Source organism: Bartonella sp. DGB1 (assembly GCF_041345015.1).
In the GTDB taxonomy this organism is placed as follows: domain Bacteria; phylum Pseudomonadota; class Alphaproteobacteria; order Rhizobiales; family Rhizobiaceae; genus DGB1.
This window is the reverse complement of record NZ_CP166769.1, coordinates 41,875-63,593: the sequence shown is the minus strand read 5'-3', so window position 1 is coordinate 63,593 and position 21,719 is coordinate 41,875. Positions and strand designations below refer to the sequence as shown.

22 protein-coding genes and 1 pseudogene are annotated in these 21,719 nt (G+C 29.3%); 9 read left to right on the top strand and 14 right to left on the bottom strand.

Annotated features, from left to right (window positions below):
* Nucleotides 1–20: 20 nt before the first annotated feature.
* From AB6T46_RS00285 to AB6T46_RS00270, 4 genes are read right to left on the bottom strand one after another with little or no spacing between them, the layout of a single operon-like run.
* Complete coding sequence (locus tag AB6T46_RS00285) at nt 21–395, bottom strand: YraN family protein (protein WP_370931464.1); 375 nt, start codon at nt 393–395, stop codon at nt 21–23.
* Nucleotides 388–1,278: a 16S rRNA (cytidine(1402)-2'-O)-methyltransferase gene (gene rsmI, locus AB6T46_RS00280; RefSeq protein WP_370931463.1), complete on the bottom strand. Its 891-nt coding sequence runs from the start codon at nt 1,276–1,278 to the stop codon at nt 388–390. The genes AB6T46_RS00285 and rsmI overlap by 8 nt, the downstream gene beginning before the upstream one ends.
* Nucleotides 1,271–1,969 (bottom strand): orotidine-5'-phosphate decarboxylase, encoded by a 699-nt coding sequence (gene pyrF, locus AB6T46_RS00275; RefSeq protein WP_370932063.1) that lies wholly within the window; start codon nt 1,967–1,969, stop codon nt 1,271–1,273. Before pyrF ends, rsmI begins: the two co-directional genes overlap by 8 nt.
* Nucleotides 1,953–3,050, bottom strand: a complete 1,098-nt coding sequence (locus tag AB6T46_RS00270) for an Mrp/NBP35 family ATP-binding protein (RefSeq protein WP_370931462.1) — start codon at nt 3,048–3,050, stop codon at nt 1,953–1,955. The genes pyrF and AB6T46_RS00270 overlap by 17 nt, the downstream gene beginning before the upstream one ends.
* 149 nt (nt 3,051–3,199) lie before the next feature.
* On the opposite strand from AB6T46_RS00270, the gene rpmH reads away from it, so the two are divergent.
* The 7 genes and pseudogenes from rpmH (at nt 3,200) to AB6T46_RS00235 (ending at nt 8,326) form a co-directional block, all read left to right on the top strand.
* Nucleotides 3,200–3,334: a 50S ribosomal protein L34 gene (rpmH, locus tag AB6T46_RS00265; protein WP_370931461.1), complete on the top strand. Its 135-nt coding sequence runs from the start codon at nt 3,200–3,202 to the stop codon at nt 3,332–3,334.
* A gap of 9 nt (nt 3,335–3,343) precedes the next feature.
* Nucleotides 3,344–3,730, top strand: a complete 387-nt coding sequence (rnpA, locus tag AB6T46_RS00260; protein WP_370931460.1) for a ribonuclease P protein component — start codon at nt 3,344–3,346, stop codon at nt 3,728–3,730.
* A 59-nt stretch (nt 3,731–3,789) separates the two neighbouring features.
* A pseudogene (gene yidC / locus AB6T46_RS00255) lies at nt 3,790–5,457 on the top strand (membrane protein insertase YidC); the annotation flags it as partial.
* Complete coding sequence (gene yihA, locus AB6T46_RS00250) at nt 5,454–6,110, top strand: ribosome biogenesis GTP-binding protein YihA/YsxC (RefSeq protein ID WP_370931459.1); 657 nt, start codon at nt 5,454–5,456, stop codon at nt 6,108–6,110. The pseudogene yidC and the gene yihA, both read left to right, overlap by 4 nt.
* A gap of 72 nt (nt 6,111–6,182) precedes the next feature.
* Nucleotides 6,183–6,875, top strand: coding sequence for a glutathione S-transferase family protein (locus AB6T46_RS00245; RefSeq protein ID WP_370931458.1), 693 nt, complete (start codon nt 6,183–6,185; stop codon nt 6,873–6,875).
* Nucleotides 6,876–6,885: 10 nt separating this feature from the next.
* A complete protein-coding gene (gene dapB, locus AB6T46_RS00240) occupies nt 6,886–7,722 on the top strand; it encodes a 4-hydroxy-tetrahydrodipicolinate reductase (RefSeq protein ID WP_370931457.1) in 837 nt (278 codons plus the stop codon).
* Entirely contained in the window at nt 7,712–8,326 is a 615-nt protein-coding gene (locus tag AB6T46_RS00235) for a 2,3-bisphosphoglycerate-dependent phosphoglycerate mutase (protein ID WP_370931456.1), read from the top strand. The genes dapB and AB6T46_RS00235 overlap by 11 nt, the downstream gene beginning before the upstream one ends.
* Here the strand turns inward: AB6T46_RS00235 and AB6T46_RS00230 are convergent.
* From AB6T46_RS00230 to fucP, 3 genes are read right to left on the bottom strand one after another with little or no spacing between them, the layout of a single operon-like run.
* A complete protein-coding gene (locus AB6T46_RS00230) occupies nt 8,323–9,159 on the bottom strand; it encodes an amidohydrolase (RefSeq protein ID WP_370931455.1) in 837 nt (278 codons plus the stop codon). The two genes, AB6T46_RS00235 and AB6T46_RS00230, sit on opposite strands and share 4 nt — an antisense overlap.
* Nucleotides 9,160–9,161: 2 nt before the next feature.
* On the bottom strand, nt 9,162–10,190 hold the full coding sequence (locus AB6T46_RS00225; RefSeq protein WP_370931454.1) for an aldo/keto reductase: 1,029 nt from the start codon (nt 10,188–10,190) through the stop codon (nt 9,162–9,164).
* An 11-nt stretch (nt 10,191–10,201) separates the two neighbouring features.
* Nucleotides 10,202–11,485: an L-fucose:H+ symporter permease gene (gene fucP, locus AB6T46_RS00220; RefSeq protein ID WP_370931453.1), complete on the bottom strand. Its 1,284-nt coding sequence runs from the start codon at nt 11,483–11,485 to the stop codon at nt 10,202–10,204.
* Between the two features lie 225 nt (nt 11,486–11,710).
* Between fucP and AB6T46_RS00215 the strand changes: the two genes are divergently transcribed.
* Complete coding sequence (locus AB6T46_RS00215) at nt 11,711–12,481, top strand: Bax inhibitor-1/YccA family protein (protein ID WP_370931452.1); 771 nt, start codon at nt 11,711–11,713, stop codon at nt 12,479–12,481.
* A 47-nt stretch (nt 12,482–12,528) separates the two neighbouring features.
* Nucleotides 12,529–13,239, top strand: a complete 711-nt coding sequence (locus AB6T46_RS00210; RefSeq protein WP_370931451.1) for an endonuclease/exonuclease/phosphatase family protein — start codon at nt 12,529–12,531, stop codon at nt 13,237–13,239.
* A 359-nt stretch (nt 13,240–13,598) separates the two neighbouring features.
* On the opposite strand, the gene cls is transcribed toward AB6T46_RS00210, so the two are convergent.
* The 7 genes from cls to AB6T46_RS00175 all read right to left on the bottom strand — a co-directional run bounded on the left by cls (nt 13,599) and on the right by AB6T46_RS00175 (nt 21,691).
* Nucleotides 13,599–15,071, bottom strand: a complete 1,473-nt coding sequence (gene cls / locus AB6T46_RS00205; RefSeq protein ID WP_370931450.1) for a cardiolipin synthase — start codon at nt 15,069–15,071, stop codon at nt 13,599–13,601.
* A gap of 8 nt (nt 15,072–15,079) precedes the next feature.
* Nucleotides 15,080–17,971: a DNA polymerase I gene (gene polA, locus AB6T46_RS00200; protein WP_370931449.1), complete on the bottom strand. Its 2,892-nt coding sequence runs from the start codon at nt 17,969–17,971 to the stop codon at nt 15,080–15,082.
* A gap of 188 nt (nt 17,972–18,159) precedes the next feature.
* The gene (dnaQ, locus tag AB6T46_RS00195) at nt 18,160–18,879 is read right to left on the bottom strand and encodes a DNA polymerase III subunit epsilon (RefSeq protein WP_370931448.1); all 720 of its coding nucleotides are present in this window, start codon (nt 18,877–18,879) and stop codon (nt 18,160–18,162) included.
* A complete protein-coding gene (gene coaE / locus AB6T46_RS00190; protein ID WP_370931447.1) occupies nt 18,866–19,465 on the bottom strand; it encodes a dephospho-CoA kinase in 600 nt (199 codons plus the stop codon). Before coaE ends, dnaQ begins: the two co-directional genes overlap by 14 nt.
* The gene (gene aroE / locus AB6T46_RS00185) at nt 19,456–20,277 is read right to left on the bottom strand and encodes a shikimate dehydrogenase (RefSeq protein ID WP_370931446.1); all 822 of its coding nucleotides are present in this window, start codon (nt 20,275–20,277) and stop codon (nt 19,456–19,458) included. Before aroE ends, coaE begins: the two co-directional genes overlap by 10 nt.
* A 2-nt stretch (nt 20,278–20,279) precedes the next feature.
* Nucleotides 20,280–20,867: a nucleoside triphosphate pyrophosphatase gene (locus AB6T46_RS00180; protein ID WP_370931445.1), complete on the bottom strand. Its 588-nt coding sequence runs from the start codon at nt 20,865–20,867 to the stop codon at nt 20,280–20,282.
* The gene (locus AB6T46_RS00175; protein WP_370931444.1) at nt 20,867–21,691 is read right to left on the bottom strand and encodes a pyruvate, water dikinase regulatory protein; all 825 of its coding nucleotides are present in this window, start codon (nt 21,689–21,691) and stop codon (nt 20,867–20,869) included. Before AB6T46_RS00175 ends, AB6T46_RS00180 begins: the two co-directional genes overlap by 1 nt.
* Nucleotides 21,692–21,719 lie beyond the last annotated feature (28 nt).

The following is a 21,719-nucleotide window of genomic DNA, read 5'->3' as shown; positions in this document are numbered from 1 at the left end:
TAATATTATATTCCAAACATTTATTTATTTTTTGCTAAAAAAATTGCTTTTATATGTTTTGGAAAGCGCCATGGAGATATTATGATTAAATCATAACGTAAAGATAGATTATATCTATCTTTACGTCGAGCAAGCCAAAGATCGCTTGCTCTCTCTATTCTTATTTCATTATAATAACCAATTGCTTGCATAGCTTCTGTTACTGAATAACGATATTTTACTTCAATTATGGCAATTAAATTTCCTTTTTTAGCTATTATATCAATTTCACCTAACTTAGTTTTATATCTACGAGATAAAATTTTATAGCCTTTCAGCATTAACCAAAAAGCAGCTATTTTTTCAGCTCTAACACCTTTTTTATAACATCTAAGTTTATTTTTTTTATTAGTCATCTTTTTTGATATCTAACAATCTTTTATATAATTCTGATTTTTTTTGTCCTGTCATAACTGAAGCTTGAGCAGCCGCTTTAGATAAAGACATATCATTACTTAAAGTTAATAATAACTTATCAACTTCTAGCACATCAGTGAAAAGATCTTGTTTCGAGCATGATGATATAACAAATACAAATTCACCTCTTATTTTATCCCTATTATTATAGAGCTGATAAATATTCTCTATCGTATCTGTGTGAATTTCTTCAAATTTTTTAGTAAGTTCCCTAGCAAGCGAAATTATTTTCGAACCTCCAAATATATCAATCATATCTTGTAAAGATTCCAATAATCTGTGCGGACTCTCAAATCCAACTATGGAAGCTGTTTGATTTTTCATTTCCTCTAATTGTTTTAAACGCATATTTTTTTTAGAAGATAGAAAACCAACAAAGTTAAATTTATCCGTCGGTAATCCAGACGCAATCAAAGCACTAAGCACAGAAGATGCTCCTGGAATAGGAATAACTTTTATATTATACTCTAAAGCTCTCTGAACTAATTTAAAACCTGGATCTGATACTAATGGAGTACCCGCATCAGAAACAAGAGCTATTGATTTGCCTGACTGTAATATGTCCAATAATTTATCTTCTATCTTATCATGACTATATTCATGATAAGATATTAACTTATTATTAATAGCAAAAGCTTTAAGCAAAAATCCTGTTTTTCTAGTATCTTCACAAGCAACATAATCTACAGCCGCTAAAGTTTGTAAGGCTCTAATAGTAATATCGTTTAAATTTCCAATTGGAGTAGCTACAAGATATAAAGCTACAGGAAGAGAAGGAACTTTAAATTCATATGATTCAATAAAATAACTACGATTACTCACTTTTTGCCAGCTGCATATCTTTTTTTACTAACTTAACTACTTCGATTGGATCTTCAGCTTTAATTATTGGACGTGCCATAACAATATAATTTGCTCCAGACTCTACAGCTTTTCTAGGAGTTAACACTCTTTTTTGATCATCTTTGTCACTATTTTCAAGCCTAACTCCTGGCGTTACAATAACCATATTTTGACCTATAAGATGTCTAATATGCTGAACTTCTAAAGCCGAGGTAACAATACCGCCCATACCTATATCTTTAGCTTGCAAAGCTCTGCGCACAACTAATGTTGTCACTCCTTCTCCATAACCAGCATTAGCCAAATCTTGATCATCCATAGAGGTTAACACAGTAACACCTAACAAACAAATATTACTGTTTTTCGCCGCAGTAACAGCTGCGCGCATAGCCTCAGGATAAGCATGGATGGTTAGCATATCTACCCCCATTTTAGCTATATTTTCAACTGCATGTGTAATAGTATTTCCAATATCTAATAACTTCATATCTAGAAATATTTTTTTACCATCGGCTATTAATTCTCTAGCAAAATCCAGACCACCTGCAAAAGCTAATTGATAGCCAATTTTGTAAAAATTTACCTCATCACCTAATTTACTAACTAAAGTTTGAGCTTGATTTACATTCTCAACATCTAAACCAACTATCAACTTATCTTTCATTCTCAGTCCCTCTATTACTTAGCAAATTCTGCATAATCTGTGCGGCTATCTCTACAAAATTTTTATTAATTTCACATATATCATGTTGTTGCTCTATTTGTTGCACTAGCGGTTCACCCGCATCTGCGGAAGTTCTCAAAGGTAAAGAAAATGGTAATTCCGCTAAAAATTTTATATTTTGCTGAGAAGCTAAATTTTTTGCCCCCCCTTTGCCAAATATATCGTAACTAACCCCTGTATCAGGTGCAACAAAATAACTCATATTTTCAATTATTCCAAGTATGTTAATAGCTAATTTATTAAACATAGTGATCGCTCGCCTAGCATCCACAAGCGCCATTTCTTGAGGAGTAGAAACAATAATTGCTCCATCTAATTTAATCTGTTGTATAATAGTCAATTGTGCATCACCAGTCCCAGGAGGCATATCTATTACTAATATATCAAGAGGCGCCCAACTAACTTCTTTTAACATTTGACGAACTGCGCCCATAACCATAGGACCACGCCAAATTGCTGCCTCATTCTGATTAATTAAAAATCCAATAGACATCAATTTAAGACCCCAAGCTTGCAGAGGAATTAGTCGTTTATTATCATCTACTGCTGGTTTTTGCTTAAGCCCCGTTAACAATGGTAAAGATGGACCATAAATATCTGCATCCATTAAACCTACTTTTAAACCCTGCTTAGCTAAAGCCAAAGACAAATTAAAAGCTATAGTTGATTTGCCCACACCTCCCTTTCCAGAAGCAACTGCAATAATAAATTTTACTCCTGGTAAAGCTTGTGGCGTTGGAAGAGTTTTTGTAGAGAATTTTTCACTATCTAAAGTTTTTTTTTCTTTAGTTAAACTAATAATAGCCTGATAATCTGGAGCTATTACAGATAATTTATTTTTGATTATTTGAATTAATTGTTCAAAAAAACCATCTGGAGCAGGAATAACATTTATAGAAAGGTAAATTTTATCATGGGTAATAAAAGCCTTACTAACCAACCCCGCATCAACTATATTAACTTCAATATTAGGAGATGGAATCTTTTTAAGATAATAAAAAATTTGATCATTAAGCTTTTGTTGCATTACTATTGCCTACAATTTAATCTATCCTAGACTATTTTTTCCCCCCTTAGAAGGCAATGATTGACTTATTAACAAAAATTTGTTAATAAGTAAGATATTTTAATAATGTTAACGCTAAAAGAAGGGTCGCACTCCGCGACATTATAATAATGAAACGCACATATCAACCATCAAAATTAGTTAGAAAACGTCGTCATGGTTTCCGCGCTCGTATGGCAACCCCTAGCGGACGTAGAGTAGTAGCTGCTCGCAGAAATCGTGGACGTAGCAATATCACTGCTTAATTGATTATAATGGCTAAAAATCTCGAAACATTAAAAAAACGCAAGGAATTTTTAGCTGTAAAAAATACCCCAAAAATAAATAATGGAGGAAAAACTAGGTACTTTTCTCCATTTTTTATTGTGGAAAGCCTAACTACAAACAATAATACTGCTTGTAGTAATAAGATAGCTAGCGCAAAATTCGGCTTTACTGTATCTAAAAAAAATGGTAACGCTGTAACTAGAAATAGAATAAAAAGAAGACTTAAAGAGGCTATCAGAGCTAATATTGATCTAGAAAAATGCAAAAATAAAATTTTTGTTATAATAGCTAAAAAAACCGCCTATGATGCCGATTTTAAATCTTTAGTTGAATCATTAAAAAAGGCTATTTATGGAAAAAATTATGAGACATAAATTGTCCTATGCAATAAATATTTCTGAAAGTTTTAATTATGGAATATAACAAAAATATTATAATTACTCTTATTTTATCTGGATTAATACTTGTTAGCTGGGATTATTTTTTTCCACACCAACAACCAGCAAAAGTTCAACCACAAATAGCTATAACTCAAACTTTAGAACAGCCCAAGGAACAGCCTCACATACATCAGCAAAAATCAGAAAATCATGATACCAGAATTAACATAAATACAGCAAAATTAGAAGGATCTATAAATTTAACTGGAGCTGTATTTGATGACCTTAGGTTAAAAAAATATCATGTAACAGCTGACAAAGATTCTGCAGAAATAACCATTTTATCCCCCAAAAATAGCAATTCTACTTATTTAGCTGAATTTGGCTATCTTTCTGATCCTTCATTAGGAGAAATGCCAAATAATAATAGCAAGTGGAAATTAATTAAAGGTGATATCTTAACTGAAACAACACCGATAACCTTGCAATTTACTAATAGTAAAGGGATAACCTTCGAAAGAGATATTGCAATTGACTCAGCTTATTTATTCACTATAACTGATAAAATTTTAAATAACTCAAATAATGTAATAAATCTGCGCTCTTACGGTAGATTAGCTAGAGAAGATATAGCAAATATTGATAAAGATTCTTCTTATCTTTTACATGAAGGGCCAATAGGTGTATTTGCAGATAATAAATTAGCTGAACTATCCTATAAAAAATTACGTTCAGAGAAAGAAAAATCTTTCCGCTCCGCTCCAGATGGCTGGTTTGGTATAACAGATAAATATTGGGCAACAGCTATTATTCCAACTAATAATAGAGCATATCGCACTAATTTTACCTATGTAAACTCAACTATACCAAATTATCAAACCGATTATTTAAGTGATCCTATTAATATAGATCCAAAACAAGAACTTATTCTAACTACTAAGTTATTTGCAGGAGCTAAGGAAGTTAACGTAATTGACAATTATAAAGCAGAATTTAATTTATATAATTTCGATCTACTAATAGATTGGGGTTGGTTTAAATTTTTAACAAAACCATTATTTTATCTGATGGATTATTTTTCTAAATTAACTTCCAATTTTGGCTTAGCAATAATTTTAACTACTTTAGTAATTAAAATTTTCTTATTTCCATTATCTAATAAGTCATATAGATCTATGGCTAGAATGCGAGAATTACAACCACGTATAAAAGCTATCCAAGAAAGATATCCTGATGATCTAGCAACAAGAAATCGTGAAACAATGACATTATACAAACAAGAAAAGGTTAATCCTTTAGCTGGTTGTTGGCCTATGTTAATTCAGTTTCCTATTTTCTTCTCTATCTATAAGGTCTTATATATCTCTATTGAAATGAGACATGCACCTTTCTTTGGTTGGATTAAAGACTTATCAGCTCCAGATCCTACTTCTGTATTTAATCTTTTTGGTTTGCTACCATATGATGTTCCTTCTTTTTTAATGATTGGAGCTTGGCCTATTATCATGGGAATAACCATGTTTATGCAAATGAAGATGACTCCAACAACATTACCTGCATCTCAAGCTTTTATATTAAATCTAATGCCGATAATGTTGACTTTTGTAATGGCAGGATTTCCTGCAGGGCTAGTAATTTATTGGGCAACTAATAATATATTGACCATTTTACAACAACTGATAGCTTTTAAGCCTTGGAAAAATAAAAAAGAGAAAATATGATAAAGGAATTTCCTAAAAATTGGTACTTTCTAAAAAGTGTACCATCCTTAAAGTTTCTACCTGTAGAAGGTCCTATTGAAATATGTTTTGCTGGTAGATCTAATGTAGGGAAATCATCATTAATAAATATCTTGCTAAATAATAAAAATTTAGCAAGAACTTCTAATACTCCGGGTAGAACGCAAGAATTAAATTATTTTTGCCCGGAAGAAGTCAATAAAAATCAATTTGAAATCCAAGAAGATCTTTCTACTCCTTATATTCCACCATTTGTAATAGTGGATATGCCGGGTTATGGTTATGCGCAAGCTCCTAAAGTAAAAGTTGAAGAATGGACTAAATTAGTTTTTGATTATTTTAGAGGTAGAAGAACCTTAAAAAGAGTTTATTTACTTATTGATGCTAGACATGGTATAAAAGCCAATGATATAAATATCATGAAATTACTTGATAAAGCAGCTATATCTTATCAAATAATATTAACTAAAATTGATAAAATAGCTGCAGCTGAAATAGATAAGAAAAAACAAGAAACTATACAAATCATCAATAAACATGTTGCTGCATTTCCTGAAGTTTTAGTTACCTCTTCAGAGAAAAAAATAGGTATAGATGAAGTACAAAAAGCAATACTAACGACCGTTGATTGTTAATTTTTTTGATATATCTTGAAAAAACTATAGATAAAGAATAATATCAATATATATAATCTATAGGAATTAATTATGTTGACTTTATTGCATCATCCTATGTCTGGACCATCGAGATTTATTCGACTTATCCTGCACGAATATCAACTGACAGTAGAATTACAATTAGAAAATCCATGGGAAAAAAGAACTGAATTTTTATTAATTAATCCAGCACAAACTTTACCAGTATTATCAGTCAATGGGAATCATCATATTTGTGAAGCGATGATAATTAGCGAATATCTTGATGAAACTTGTGGTGTTTTTCAACGAAATTTGACACTTTTTCCTACCGATCCTATAGAAAGAGCTGAAACAAGAAGATTATTATATTGGTTTTTAGAAAAATTTGATCAAGAAGTAGCCTTTCCCTTAATAAATGAAATTGTCCTAAAGAGAATAATGCCTGTAGCATTAGGACAAAATTCACCAGAATCCTCTGTCTTACGTCAAGCAAGACAAAATCTAAAACAACATTTAAAATATCTGGAATGGTTAGCTTATAATAGACATTGGCTAGCAGGAGAATTTTTCTCATATGTTGATCTAGCCGCAGCGGCTGAATTATCTACTTTAGATTATATCGGAGAAATAGACTGGGATATTTACCACATAGCAAAAGAATGGTATACAAGAGTAAAATCTAGACCTTCTTTTCAAACTATCCTAAAAGATAAAATACAAGGCTTAGCTCCCGTTACACATTATACTAACTTAGATTTTTAATGGAAATATAATGCAAAAAAATAATATTGTTATAACAGGTATCAATGGTAGAATGGGGCAAGAAATATTAAAAGCCCTAACAGATAATAATAGATTTTTATTAGTAGGTGCTGTAGCTAGAGAAAATTCACCGCTAATAGGTAAAAGCCTAACCGAAGCTTTTCAAAGTGAAGAAAAAGATATAATAATTAATGCTAATTTAACTGAAATTAATGCTAATATTGATGCTATTATTGATTTTACCTCACCTGAAATAAGTCTAACTTATGCTAATTTTGCTTGTGAAAATAAAATTCCTTTTATTACGGGGACAACAGGTTGGAACCATAAACAAGAAGAAATATTTAAAGAGTTAGCAAAAAAAAACATAATTGTAAAATCTGGCAATATGTCGTTAGGAATAAATTTATTAGCCAAAATAGTGGAATTTACAGCAGGACAACTTAAAGCTGGTTGCTTTGATATAGAAATTTTAGAAATGCATCATAGAAACAAGGTAGATGCGCCTTCAGGAACAGCATTATTACTAGGACAAGCTGCTGCTGCTGGAAGAAAAATAAATTTGAATGAATGTAAAAAAACTGTCAGAGATGGGCAAACTGGAAAAAGAGAAGAGGGTGAAATCGGTTTTGCAACTCTAAGAGGCGGGCAGGTAGCTGGTTTTCACTCAGTGATTTTTGCAGGATTAGATGAAACACTAGAATTTAACCATACTGCACATAATAGAAAAATATTTGCTCAAGGCGCTTTAACAGCAGCTGAATGGGCAATAAAACAAAAAAAAACAGGACTTTACTCCATGCAAGATATAATAAATTTCAAAGGAACTAATGAAAATGACAAATAAATTAATTTTGATCCGTCATGGACAGAGTGAATGGAATTTAAAAAATTTATTCACAGGATGGAAAGATCCTGATTTAACTGCTACAGGTATAGAAGAAACTAAAAAAGCTGCATTTACGTTGAAAAAAGAAAATATAATTATTGAAAAAATTTTTACATCTGACTTGCTACGAGCTAAAAAAACAGCACAAATAATAATGTCAGAAAATAATATAACAGCTCCTTTGACTTCCAATAAAGCTTTGAATGAACGCGATTATGGTGACTTAGCTGGTTTAAATAAAGATGAAGCTAAAAAAAAATGGGGCGAGCAACAAATATATTTATGGCGCCGTTCTTATGAAATAGCTCCTCCTGGTGGAGAAAGTCTTAAAGATACTGTATCTAGAGTTTTACCTTATTATTTACATAATATTCAGCCTCATGTATTAAATGGTAAAATAACCTTAGTTGCGGCTCATGGAAATTCGTTAAGAGCGTTAATTATGGCTCTTGAAGGATTAACCGCAGAAGAAATCTTAAAGCAAGAGATAGCTACAGCAGTACCTATAGTTTATGAGATAGCTAAAGATTCTACTATTGTAACAAAAAAAATATTAACTTAAATATTTTTTAGATTATAAAATTTAATAGCGTTTGTGCCCATTATTTGGGTTATCTCTGCATCAGAATAACCCGATAATAATTGCTTAGACATTTTACACCAGATATCATAAGTTGACTTTAATGTTAACACAGGCCAATCACTACCCCATAATATTCTATCACTACCAAAAGCCTCTATTATTATGGTTACATATGGCTGTAATTCTTCTAGGGTTAAAAGTTTTTCCGATTGCGTTAATAAGCCCGAAAATTTACAATGAACATTTTTATGATGAGCTAATTTCTGCAATTTATTTTTCCAGCATTCAAATTCATTTTTATCATCTATATTAGGTTTAGCAAGATGATTAACTATAATTTTTAAATTTGGATGATTATCAGCCAATTTATCAATTATTTCTAAATGTTTTGGAAAAATAAGGGCATCAAAAGTAAGATTTTTCTTTACTAGATAACTCAAAATATTTTGATAATCTTCCTTTAATATCCAATCTGTCTGTTCTATGTCTTGCAGCATAGGTCTAATACCTACAAATTTAACATTTGTAGCTAATTGATCCAATCTTGTATAAATATTATCTTTATCAAAATCTACCCATCCTACTACGCCTAAAATATTTTTATCATTATTAGCTAAAGATAAAATATAATCAGTCTCAGCCTCGGTAGCTGCAGCTTGAACTAAAATTGTACCAAAAATATTATTTTTTTCTAAGTGTGGCTGCAGATCTCCAGGCAAAAAATCTCTATATAAAACTTTCATATCCGGTGTAAGCCACTTATAGTCATTTCTTTTCAATAACCAAAAATGCTGATGAGAATCTATTATCATAGTTAACCTTCAATATTTGGGATAGGAGCATCCTCATTTAATAATGAATGTTCCTTTAATTGCTGCCAAAATTCTAAAGGAATTTTTTCTTGCATAAAATTAAACGATTGTAATACCTGTTTTTCAGATCTCATACCAGGTATTACTGATACTACAGTTTCATTTGCTAATGGAAATTGCAGTGCAGCAGCACCTAAGGTAACATTATATTTCTCACATAGGGCTTCTATTAATTTAACTTTTTTAACTATATGCTCAGGAGCTGGTTGATAATTATAATAAAGTACTCCATTACTCTTAGTTCCTACAGCTAATATTCCAGAATTATAGGGTCCACCAACAACAACTGAAACATTATTAGCAACACATAAAGGAAAAAATTCTTTCAATGATTCTTGCTCTAATAAACTATAACGACCTGCTAATAATATTAAATCTATATCTGCATGTTTCACCACGTCTGCAGCTATTTCCCATTCATTTACCCCTATACCAAACGCCGAAATAAGTTTTTGTTGTCTTAATTCTTCAAGCGCAGCAAAACCTCGACCTTTAGTTAATTGTTCAAAATAATAATCCGCTTTATCTGCATGAGTTAATTTTCCTATATCATGAATATATAAAATATCAATTTTATCTAAACCTAAACGCTGTATACTTTCTTCCCACGATTTCATAATAGCATCATATGAATAATCATATATAGGCTCAAATGGCATAGGCGACATAAAACCATGACGTTCGATAATTCCTTTATTATACCCTACTATAGGTTTTAACAAACGTCCTACTTTAGTAGAAATAATAAAATCTTTACCTCTTAAACTATTACCTAGACGTCTCTCACTTAGTCCAAAACCATAATAAGGAGCTGTATCAAAGTAATTTATACCTTTATCATAGGCAAGATTAGCAGTAGATAGCGATTCAGCATCAGTAGTTTCTCTATATAGATTACCTAAAGTAGCTGAACCAAAACCTAAGGTTGTTAATAATAAATTACTTTTTTTTACTAGTCTTTTTTTAATCATAATAAATGCTCCTATATTTGAGGTTTTTTAATGCAATATACTGCAAAAGCTATAACTACTAAAAAAGCAACCATAGGAACAATCATCGCTATTTGCCATGAATTAGTTAATTCAGCAACTTTAGCAAAAGACAAAGGAATTAAAGCAGCTCCAGCTATAGACATAATCAACAAAGATGAACCTAGCTTAGTTCTGCGTCCTAAACCAGTAATACCCATTGAAAAAATAGTAGGAAAACCAATAGAGATAAAAGTTAACAATAAGCCGTAACAAATAACAGCAAAAATACCATCAAAGAAAATGGCTCCTATAGATAGAGGTATACAAAGTGAAAAATATAGCAATAATAATTGAGCTGCGGAAATAAAACTCAATAAAAATGTTCCAAAAAAACGCCCTATCATAAAACCTGCCATACTAAATGCAACATAATAAGCAGCCCAACTATCAGTTAAAGATGGATGTACAGATTGAGCAAAATTAATATAGTGAACCGATACAGCTATCTGAGAACCAACAGCAAAAAATTGCGCCACTATCGCTAAACGTAATCGACTATAGCTTGCTGTGGTAGGTTCTTGATTCTCAATTTTAACTACCATCTTTTTACTAACATCTGGCATTTTTACTAGAGAGAATAATACTATCAATACAACCACAACACAGCCAAAAATTAAATATGGTGTTTGTACAGAAAGCGCTTCTGATACCCTATAAGCCTCTTGTACCTCTGGAGTCCAACTTGCTATTTCAGCTTTACTAATATGAGTATCTGAAAGAATAAAACTTCCACCTAAAATTAATGCGACAAAAGCTCCTAAACCATTAAAGCTTTGCGCAAAATTCAACCGTTGCGACGCTGTCTCAGGCGAGCCCATTATAGTAATAAAAGGATTAGCAGCTGTTTCTAAAAAAGTTACCCCACTTGCAATAATAGCTAAAGCAAATAAGAAAAAACCAAAAGATCTTATATAAGCTCCGGGATAAAATAAGAAAACGCCGCAAGCAAATAAGGTTAAGCCTACTATGATACCGCCTTTATAACCAATACGATGCATTATCAAGCCTGCAGGTAAAGCCATAAAAAAATAACCTAAAAAATAAACCGTAGCAATATAGCTAGATTGAGTTGGGGTAAGGTCTAAGGCATTTTGAAAATGTTTGGTTAAAACATCATTTAAGTTATTAGCAACTGCCCACATAAAGAACAGACTAGTAACACAAAAAAAAGCTAAATAATATCCTTTATAGATAAATTTATTTTTTTTAGAATTAGTTGACCCGTGTGCAACCATAAGTGACTCCTAAACATTAATTATAAGTTTATATATAAATTTACCCTTGTTAAAGCTAATATTGTCTTTTCAGTAAAATTTAATATAACTGTTAACGGATTAAATAATTATAACTTAGGTAACAACTTAATTTTTTAATAGTTCCATTATTAACCTTGCGTAATCTATAATTAATATAGTATAATGCGCCAAGGAGATATTTATAACTTACTTATGGAGTGTCTAATGAATTTTCCAAATAAAACAAACGCTCAGCTATATACAAAAACGAGTCATTTTGATGCAGGCTTACGTAGCTATATGCTTGGTGTATATTTAATGATGGCAACAGGGTTAGTAGTTAGCGCCTTAGCCGCATTAGGTTTTAGTACCCTTACTACTACTAATGATGTGAATTTAGCCGTTGCTCATTATAATGGTATGATGTTAACCCAATTAGGAGCTACAGTTTATTTATCTCCATTCAAATATGTGTTAATATTTGCACCGCTAGCATTAGTCTTTTTTATGCAATTTTCGTTGACGCGTTTATCAGCCAATACAGCCCGTAACTTATTTTTAGTATTTTCTTTACTATTTGGTTTATCGCTGTCCTCTATTTTTCTAACCTATACACAAACTAGTATAACACAAGTATTTGTTATAACTTCAGCTTCTTTTGCGTGCCTATCATTATATGGTTATACTACTAAAAAAGACCTTTCTGGCTTGGGAACTTTCTTGTTACTAAGTTTGTTCGGTATCATTATTGCCTCATTAGTTAATATATTTTTAGTACAATCTTCTTTCTTCCAATTTATAATATCTATTGCTGGCGTACTAGTCTTTTCTGGCTTAACTGCATATGATACACAACGCGTTAAAGCAATTTATCATGAATTTGATGAAAGCGAACAAAAGCTTAAAAAAATAACCATTGGTGCATTAACCTTATACCTTGATTTTATCAATCTATTCATATTTTTACTACAATTGATTGGTGTAAAAAAAGACTAACATAGGATGTATTTAGCCCTTATTAATAAATAAGGGCTAAAAATAAAATGAATAAGTTCAAAATAGCTTCATACAATATCCATAAATGTATAGGAATCGATAAAAAGTTTGATCCTTATCGTATAATTAAAGTAATAGCCGAAATAAATCCCGACATAATTTGTTTACAAGAAGCTGATAAAAGATTTGGTAATAAAAAAGGATTATTAGATCTTAAATATTTAGAACAAATAACTGGACTAAAAACCGCTCCTATAATAACAAAAAAACCTAATAGTCATGGATGGCATGGCAATTTATTATTATTTCGTAGGTTTAAATTAGCCTATCTACAACAAATAACACTTCCCAAAATAGAACCTAGAGGAGCATTAATTACTGAACTGCAAATTAATAATAAAAATTTATTAGTTATTTCAGCACATTTAGGTCTATTAAAAAAAACCAGAATAAAACAAATAAAATATCTTATGGAAATATTAGCTAAATACCCTAGCAGACCAGTTATATTATTAGGTGACTTTAATGAATGGAGAAGAACATCTAATTCATCGCTTAATTATTTAAATCACTTATTTAATATCACACAGAAAAATATACCTACATTTCCAGCTAATTTCCCAATCCTACCACTAGATAAAATTTTTGCTAATCCTACTCAAATTATTTCACAAATAAAAGCTCATGATACTATATTAGCTCGTAAAGCATCAGATCATTTACCTATCACAGCTATACTACACACAGATAGATTATAGTAGAAGTCGCCCTAGAGCCTTGTTAAATAACTTGCGGTAAAAATAGACGAATTCTTAAGATTATTAACTCAGTAGCAAACTATTTTCCTAGCACTACGATATTACGCGTATATAATTTATAAATAATCTTCTTGACATGATAATTTGTTAGATAGCAAATAAATTACTAGTTACTTAATATTATTAACTCAGGAACAAATTATTTGCCTAGCACTACGATATTGCACGTGTATAATTTATAAATAATCTGCCGAACCTGACAATTTATTAAATAACAGATATAAAAGCACCTTTTTCTTGATATTACTAGCTCATAAAGCCAAACTATTTACCTAATTGATAGTATTTTCACATACATCTTATAAATAAGCAGAACCAAGCCAAATAACTTTGTTAATTAACCTACGATAAAAAGGCTGATTTCTTAACATTTTATTAGTGACTCTTATGGCGTGTTGTTTACGATTATTAATTATTTTTTCAATTTTATTAGCAATAGATTTATCTACTATCTCCATATCTACTTCAAAATTTAACCTAAAAGAGCGTGGATCTAAATTACTAGACCCTACATAACTCCACACACCATCCATTGTAAATAATTTAGAATGATCAAACTGCCCTTGAGATAACCAAATTCGACAATTCTGAGTTAACAATTGATTAAATTGCGCAAACATAGCCTTAAAGATAAGTTTAACATTATTATTGTATGGTACAACAATATCTATCATTACCCCACGCCTAGCAGCGGTTAATAACGAAACAATAAAGCAATTATCCGGTAAAAAATAAGGAGTAGAAATATAAATATATTTTTGTGCTACAGATAAAGCGCCAATAATAATTTTTAAATTTGTAGAAAAATCATCATCAGGCCCAGAAGCTACTACTCTAACTAAACTATTTTCTGAGCTTAAATTATCAGCTTTTTTTATTGACCATCTTTCAGTATTCAAATTCTCTTTAGTAGTAAAATACCAATCCTCTAAGGCTAACTTAAATAGATCACGTACAGCAGGACCTTTTACCTTAAAATGTACATCTTGAAAGCATCCTTCTTTTTTATATTCCGTAAAATAATTATTAGAAATATTCATACCACCGGTAAAAGCGACTTCTCCGTCAATTATCAAAATTTTTCTATGAGTTCTTAAATTAGCATAAGGTAATCTTAAACCTGCAATCAAATTACCATTAAAAGTAGCTACAGGAATGTTATTATTTACTAATGATCTATAAACACTAGGAAAAGAATATCTCGCTCCAACGGCATCTATTAATACTCTAACTTCTACGCCTCTATCTACTGCTCGTTTTAATGTTTCTACAAATGTTTTTCCTATGCCGGTTCTATCAAAAATATAGCTTTCTAAAATTATACTTTTTTCAGCTTTCTCGATATATTCTAACATGACTCGATAAGTTAAATCACCTGATACAAGCAATTCAATCTCATTACCATAAGTCATCGAAAAACGAGAAACAGAATCTCCTAACTTATTAAGAGAGATTAATGAGTTATTTTTTTGTTCTTTAATAAAGTTACAAATACGATCATTTTCTTGCTTTGTTGTCTCTTGCTTCATTCTTATTCTTAATTGTTTAATATTTTTACGCCTAATACGATTTATTCCAAATATGAAATATATGATAGCGCCTAAAAGAGGACTAAACAGAATAAAAACAACCCAACCTACAGCACTACTTACATCATTCTTATTCATAAGAGCATGTATAGAAGCAACTAGAGACAATGAAAAACTTAATAAAGCAATTATTATCCCATAATGATCATAAATAAACTCACTACATATAGTCAATAAATTCATTTTTTCCTTTAATGGGCATCACCCCAATTTTTTGCATGATTAACATCTACTTTTAAATTTAAATTATTAGTTAAATAAGGAAATGTAGCATTTTCCATAGTGTTTTTTATTATTCTTTCCGCTATAGATATTTCTTCATCTTTAACCTCAAAAATTAATTCATCATGCACTTGTAATAACATTTTTATATCTAAATTTTGCTCTTTTAATTTATTATCTACTAAAAACATTGCTCGTCTAATTATATCAGCTGCAGTGCCTTGTAACGTAGCATTAATTGCAGCTCTTTCATAACCTGCTTTTAAAGCTGATTTAGAGTTTAACAAATTAGGAAAATACATCCTCCTACCAAATAACGTTTTTACATAACCTTTTTTACTAACATATCTTTTAATATCTTCCATATAAGATAAAATTTGCGGAAAACGTTCAAAATAATATTTTATATAAAGATCCGCTTCTTTATTAGGAATAGATAATTGTTTTGATAAACCAAAGGAAGATATACCATAAATAATTCCAAAATTAATAGCTTTTGCTTTACGTCGATGGTCGGCTGTAACTTTATCTAAACTGATAGAAAATATTTCTGTAGCTGTTAATGAATGTATATCAATATTTTTTCTGAAAGCTTCCTTTAAAGCTGGAATATTAGCCATTTCTGCTAATATTCTCAGTTCTATCTGACTATAATCAGCAGAAATAAAACTATAACCACTTTTAGAAATAAAAGCTCTTCTGATCTTTTTACCTAACTCATGTCTAATTGGTATATTTTGTAAATTAGGATTATTAGAAGACAAACGTGCGGTAGAAGTGAGAGACATAGAATAATTAGTATGGATACGACCGCTTTCTTTATTAATATAAGCTGGTAAGGCGTCTGTATAAGTAGTTTTAAGTTTTGTCGCGTGTCGCCAATCTATAATTTTTTGTGCTATTTCAAAACCTGCTAAATTTAACTCTTCTAAAATCTGTAAAGAAGTCTGCCATTGTCCTGTTTTAGTTTTTTTACCTAAGGGTAATTTTAATTTTTCAAATAAAATTTCACCTAATTGCTTAGGTGAAGCTAGGTTAAAATCTGTATCAGACATTGCATATATTTCTTGCTCTAAATTAGCAGTTATAATGGTTAATTCTTCAGATAAATTATCTAACAGCTGAACATCTACTTTAACTCCAGCTATTTCCATAAATAACAAACTTTTAACTAATGGTTTATCTATCCTTTCATAGATTTGTAATTTTTTTTCCTCTATTAATAGTTGTTTTAAAATAAACCATAATCTTAAAATCATATCGCTAATTTCTGCTATATAAACAGATGCATGTTCGAGATCTACAGTAGCAAAGTTTTTATATATTTTATTATTGCTGATTTCTTTAGATATAGTCGATGTATATGATAGATATTTAGCAGTTAGCTCCTCTAAATTACAAGAGATTAAACCATTAGCTAAAATATACCCCATAAGGATGGTATCATCAAAAGCAGCTATATTAATATTATTTTTATACATAATATGCATATTATATTTTGCATTTTGCATTATTACCAATATCGAATCATCTTCTAAATATTGTTTTAAAATATTCAGAACAATAGACATAGGTAGTTGATTCTCTAATTTTTCATTACTTAACGGATCTATATGTTGTAAAGGAATATACGCAGCTTCTCCTGCAGTTAAAGCTATAGAAAAACCAAGCATATTAGCATCAATAGAATCTAAATTATCGGTAATAATATTAAATGACAAATAACCTTGATCTTTAGCTTTATTTAACCATAAAATTAACTCATCTTCACTATTGATAATTTTATAATTTTGATAATTAAAATCTATATTTATTAAATTAGACTGAATTTTTTCAGAAATTTTTCTGTTATCGGCTTGATGAGCAAATGATAAAGATAATTGCTGATTATTATCACTAAAATCCTCTTGTTTACTTTCTACCTCTGGCTTAACCCAGTCAACAATTATATCTGCAGCCTCTATATTTTCAATATAACAACCAGTAGCTGCAGCCACTCTTTTAGTTAGAGTTGTTACCTCTATAGCTTTTAAAAAAGCTACTAAAGCTACTCCATTTATTTCCGGTAAACATAGATGATCTAAAGATTTATCTAAATCAACATATTGATCTAAAGTAACTAATTTTTTAGCTAACTTAATTTTTTCAATATTATTAAGCAAAGCTTCTCTGCGTTTAGGTTGCTTTATAGAATGTAAATTATTTAGTAAATTATCTAAACTACCAAACTCGTTCAATAATAAAGCTGCTGTTTTAGGTCCTATGCCAGGCACACCGGGTATACCATCACTAGAATCACCTACTAATGACTGTAAGTCTATCATTCTTTCAGGAGGCACACCCCATTTTTGCTTAACTTCCTCTATTCCTATTAAATTATTTTTTAAACTATCATACATACTCACATGACTATTAACTAATTGTAATAAATCTTTATCAGAAGATATGATCCTTATCTCAGCACCTTCTTCTAAACCCATCCTCGTATAAGTAGCTATTATATCATCAGCTTCAAAACCATTTTTCTCTATACAAGCAATACCAAAGGCTTTAGTAGCTTGCCTTATTAATGAAAATTGCGGAATAAGGTCGCTAGGTAATTCAGGGCGGTGAATTTTATAATCTGGATAAATATCATGTCTAAAATTTTTAGATGAATGATCAAATATTACAGCTATATGAATAGAATCTAATTCAGTTTTTTTAATATCAGTAAATAGTTTCCATAACATGTTACAAAAACCAACTACAGCTGAAACAGGCAAACCATCTTTTTTACGAAAAAGAGGAGGTAAAGCATAATAAGATCTAAAAATATACCCAGATCCATCTATTAAAAAAATTCTTTTTTTCTTTGACATGTTATTATCTTACCTATAAGTATAAAAAACTTTTTTTTAACATAAAATAAACATTATAAAAACAAATTATAACATTATTATGCGCGAATCGTTATACAGTAGCTGCTAATGTTAGAACATAGTGTATTATATCCCCTCTCTTTATCACTATGGAGTATAACGACAGCCGTTGTAGGAGTTTTCCCCCCTCATTCTACAACGGCTCTATTTTTAGCTAATTTATTCCAAATAAAATTATCATCAAATTTTTGACAAAATTCTTCATGTAACTGTTGTTCTTCTACAGAAATTTGTCCTAAATATTTATTCTGTCTAGTTATTTTATTATTTATTTGAGATTCAAATGAATTTTTAGATTTTTCATCTCCCTTATCTAATTCAAAGCTAGTTTGTTTACCTCCCATTAACTCTACATATATTTCTGCTAATATTTCAGAATCTAATAGAGCACCATGTTTTACCCTATGACTATTATTTATCATAAAACGCTTACATAAAGCGTCTAGATTATTAGCAGAATTAGGAAATTGTTTTCTAGCTAAATCTAAAGTATCAATGACTCTAGTATTATCTATAATTGGACGTTTTATCCTTTGTAATTCAGCATTTAAAAAATTCATATCAAAAGTAGCATTGTGAGCTACTAAATGTGCTCCTTCTATAAATAATAAAAATTCCTCTATAATATCATGAAACTTAGGCTTATCTAATAAAAAATCATCACTTATTCCGTGTACTTTATAAGCATTTATATTAACTTTAACGCCTTGAGGATTTAAATAATAATGAAATTCTTTACCGGTAACATTAAAATTAATTAATTCTATTGCACCTATTTCTATAATTCTATCTTCTTTAGGTGATAAACCTGTTGTTTCTGTATCAAAAATAATATCACGTCTCAACATCAACTCCATTTAATAAATCTATTATTTTTTTAACCTGTTGTTTACTATAATCTAAACTTATTGCACTATTAATTACAAAATCAGCTTTTTTTACTTTTTCTTTATTATTTATTTGTTTAGACAAAATAAAATTTAATTTTTCTTCATTCATATCAACTCTAGCTAAGGCGCGTTTTTTTTGTATTTCTACCGGTGCATCCACTACAATTATTTTATTAAATTGATTTTCATATTTTTTCTCAAACAACAAAGGTATATCAAAAACAGCGAATCTAGCTCCTTTCGCTTTTACTTTTTTAATAAATTTTATTTTTTCTTCTTTAATTAGCGGTTGTAATAAATTTTCTATTTTTATTAAAATATTTTCATCTTTGATTATATGTTGAGTTAATTTTTTTCTATTTATTTTATTATCTTCTATAGCTAAAGGTACTATTTTTGCTATTTCCTTTATAATAGAATTTTTTTCATATAATTGTTTTACTATATCATCAGCACAAAAAACATCTATATTTTCTTCTCTAAAAAAATTAGCAATTGTTGATTTACCCATTGCTATAGAGCCTGTTAAGCCTACTAATAACATTTTAAAAATCCTTTCAATTTATTATCTATTAATGGTTTAATTCCAAACCATTGTAAAAAGGATTCTTGTGCTTGATAAATTAACATATCTAATCCATTTAAAATAGGTAGATTATATTTTTTTGCTTCTTGTAAAAATAAAGGTAAACTAGGGTTATAATTTAAATCTACTATTAAACAGTCTTTTTTTAACTGTTTCATCTCTAATGAAAAAAATTTAGAATAATTATTATCATTGTTAGCTAGACCTACTGAAGTAGTATTTACAACTAAATCTAAATCAGCTTCAATATTTATAGTTTGGTTCCAATTAATTATATTAATTTTATGCTTAAATAATTGTTGTAATAAATAAATTTTATTTTCTGATCGATTAACTATATATAATTTAGAAAAACCAAGAGTATATAGAGCATAAATTATAGCTCTTGCAGCTCCTCCAGCTCCAATTATTAATGCTATTTTATTGTTAAATATTTTTTTCTGTTTTTTTATAGCTGCTGAAAACCCAAAAATATCTGTATTATACCCATAAACTTTATTATTAAATATTTTCACACAATTACAAACATTTATTTCTTGTACTAAAGGATCAAAAAAATCTAAAAAATCTATAATTTTTTCTTTATAAGGTGAGGTTATATTACCTGCAAAAAAATTATTTTTAAAATTATTAGTAAAATTTAAAAATTCTTGTTCTTTTACATTTATAGCTGTATAGCTTGCATTAATATTATATTTTTTTAACCAATAATTATGAATTAATGGAGATAAAGAATGTTTTATAGGCGTACCAATGAGAAATAGCTGCATTATTATCTTATATCATTTAAAAAATTAATTAACGGTATTAAAGGTAAACCTAAAATTGAAAAATAATCACCTTTTATTTCTTTTAAAAACTGAATAGCACTAGTCTCTATTTGATAAGCGGTAACAGATTTAAATATTTTTTCTTTTTGCTTATCTAAATATTTATTTATTTCATCATCAGATAATTTTCTAAAAAAAATAATAGATTGATCTACATAACTCCATATTATTTTATTATTTTTAGCTACAACTACAGCTGTTTCTAATATATGACTTTTATTAGAAAATTTTTTTAAACGTAAAAAAGCTTCTTTTTTACTAGTTACTTTATGTAATAGTTTATTTTCAAAAATTAAGGTTTGATCACAACCAATTACAATTTTATTATTAAATTCATTTATTTTAGATATAGATAATGCTTTTTCCTTAGCTAAAAATAATGCCATATCTTTTATTGATGTACCTAGATTTTTTTGAATTTCTTTTTCATTAATATTGGCTTTAACTGCTAAAAAATTAATACCAGCATTAGTTAAAAGATCTGCTCTAATTTTACTTTCTGAAGCTAAAATAATTTTTTCTATCAACATTAGTTACCATCTATGTGTTTATTAAATAAATTAACGATATTAGCTGCTATTTCTTCCACTGATTTTCTTGTAACATCGATTATAGGCCAATTATATTTTTCAAAAATTCTTCGTGCAAATATTAATTCTTCTGCTATTGAATATTGACTGATATATTCTTCATTATAAAAATCTGCTTTAGCTAATCTATTTTGTCTAATTTGTGAAATTCTATTAGCGGTTGCTACCAAACCAACTATTAATGGACCTTTTAACTTATCTAATTCTATTGGTAGTTTAATTTTTGATACCAATGGAATATTAGCTGTTTTATAACCTTTATTAGCTAAATATATACTAGTAGGAGTTTTGGAAGTGCGAGAGATACCTATTAATATTATATCAGCACCATTAATACTATCTAACCCCATACCATCATCATGAGCCATAGTAAAATCTAAAGCAGCGATACGTTTAAAATAATTTTCATCTAATGCATGTTGAGCACTAGCTTTAAGAACATTTGGTTTATCTAAATAATATTGAAAGGCTAATAACAAAGGTTGCAATATACCAACACAAGGAACTTTAATTTTTTTACAAAAATTATTTATAATCTCTGCTAACGTTGGATCTAAAATCGTATAAAGAACTATTCCAGGGTTTTTATTAATTTTATCAAAAATCTCAGTTAGTTGTTGTTCTTTTCTAATCATAACATATAAATGTTCTATCGCATTTTTTTCAGGATATTGAGCAATTACCGCACGCGCATTTGAAAGCAAAGTTTCCCCGGTTGCATCAGAAATCATATGTATATTAAAAGTTTTTCTTTGATTAAACATAATTTTATCCACTGAATTATCAACTATG

Excerpts from the sequence above, each read along its gene's own strand:
- AB6T46_RS00175 (WP_370931444.1), bottom strand. The coding sequence starts at position 21,691 with ATGTTTAATCAAAGAAAAACTTTTAATATACATATGATTTCTGATGCA.
- AB6T46_RS00235 (WP_370931456.1), top strand. The coding sequence starts at position 7,712 with ATGACAAATAAATTAATTTTGATCCGTCATGGACAGAGTGAATGGAAT.
- yihA (WP_370931459.1), top strand. The coding sequence starts at position 5,454 with ATGATAAAGGAATTTCCTAAAAATTGGTACTTTCTAAAAAGTGTACCA.
- polA (WP_370931449.1), bottom strand. The coding sequence starts at position 17,971 with ATGTCAAAGAAAAAAAGAATTTTTTTAATAGATGGATCTGGGTATATT.
- fucP (WP_370931453.1), bottom strand. The coding sequence starts at position 11,485 with ATGGTTGCACACGGGTCAACTAATTCTAAAAAAAATAAATTTATCTAT.
- dapB (WP_370931457.1), top strand. The coding sequence starts at position 6,886 with ATGCAAAAAAATAATATTGTTATAACAGGTATCAATGGTAGAATGGGG.
- cls (WP_370931450.1), bottom strand. The coding sequence starts at position 15,071 with ATGAATTTATTGACTATATGTAGTGAGTTTATTTATGATCATTATGGG.
- dnaQ (WP_370931448.1), bottom strand. The coding sequence starts at position 18,879 with ATGTTGAGACGTGATATTATTTTTGATACAGAAACAACAGGTTTATCA.
- AB6T46_RS00270 (WP_370931462.1), bottom strand. The coding sequence starts at position 3,050 with ATGCAACAAAAGCTTAATGATCAAATTTTTTATTATCTTAAAAAGATT.
- AB6T46_RS00210 (WP_370931451.1), top strand. The coding sequence starts at position 12,529 with ATGAATAAGTTCAAAATAGCTTCATACAATATCCATAAATGTATAGGA.
- AB6T46_RS00180 (WP_370931445.1), bottom strand. The coding sequence starts at position 20,867 with ATGTTGATAGAAAAAATTATTTTAGCTTCAGAAAGTAAAATTAGAGCA.
- AB6T46_RS00245 (WP_370931458.1), top strand. The coding sequence starts at position 6,183 with ATGTTGACTTTATTGCATCATCCTATGTCTGGACCATCGAGATTTATT.
- rpmH (WP_370931461.1), top strand. The coding sequence starts at position 3,200 with ATGAAACGCACATATCAACCATCAAAATTAGTTAGAAAACGTCGTCAT.
- AB6T46_RS00285 (WP_370931464.1), bottom strand. The coding sequence starts at position 395 with ATGACTAATAAAAAAAATAAACTTAGATGTTATAAAAAAGGTGTTAGA.
- AB6T46_RS00225 (WP_370931454.1), bottom strand. The coding sequence starts at position 10,190 with ATGATTAAAAAAAGACTAGTAAAAAAAAGTAATTTATTATTAACAACC.
- AB6T46_RS00215 (WP_370931452.1), top strand. The coding sequence starts at position 11,711 with ATGAATTTTCCAAATAAAACAAACGCTCAGCTATATACAAAAACGAGT.
- rnpA (WP_370931460.1), top strand. The coding sequence starts at position 3,344 with ATGGCTAAAAATCTCGAAACATTAAAAAAACGCAAGGAATTTTTAGCT.
- coaE (WP_370931447.1), bottom strand. The coding sequence starts at position 19,465 with ATGTTATTAGTAGGCTTAACAGGCTCTATAGCAATGGGTAAATCAACA.
- aroE (WP_370931446.1), bottom strand. The coding sequence starts at position 20,277 with ATGCAGCTATTTCTCATTGGTACGCCTATAAAACATTCTTTATCTCCA.
- AB6T46_RS00230 (WP_370931455.1), bottom strand. The coding sequence starts at position 9,159 with ATGATAATAGATTCTCATCAGCATTTTTGGTTATTGAAAAGAAATGAC.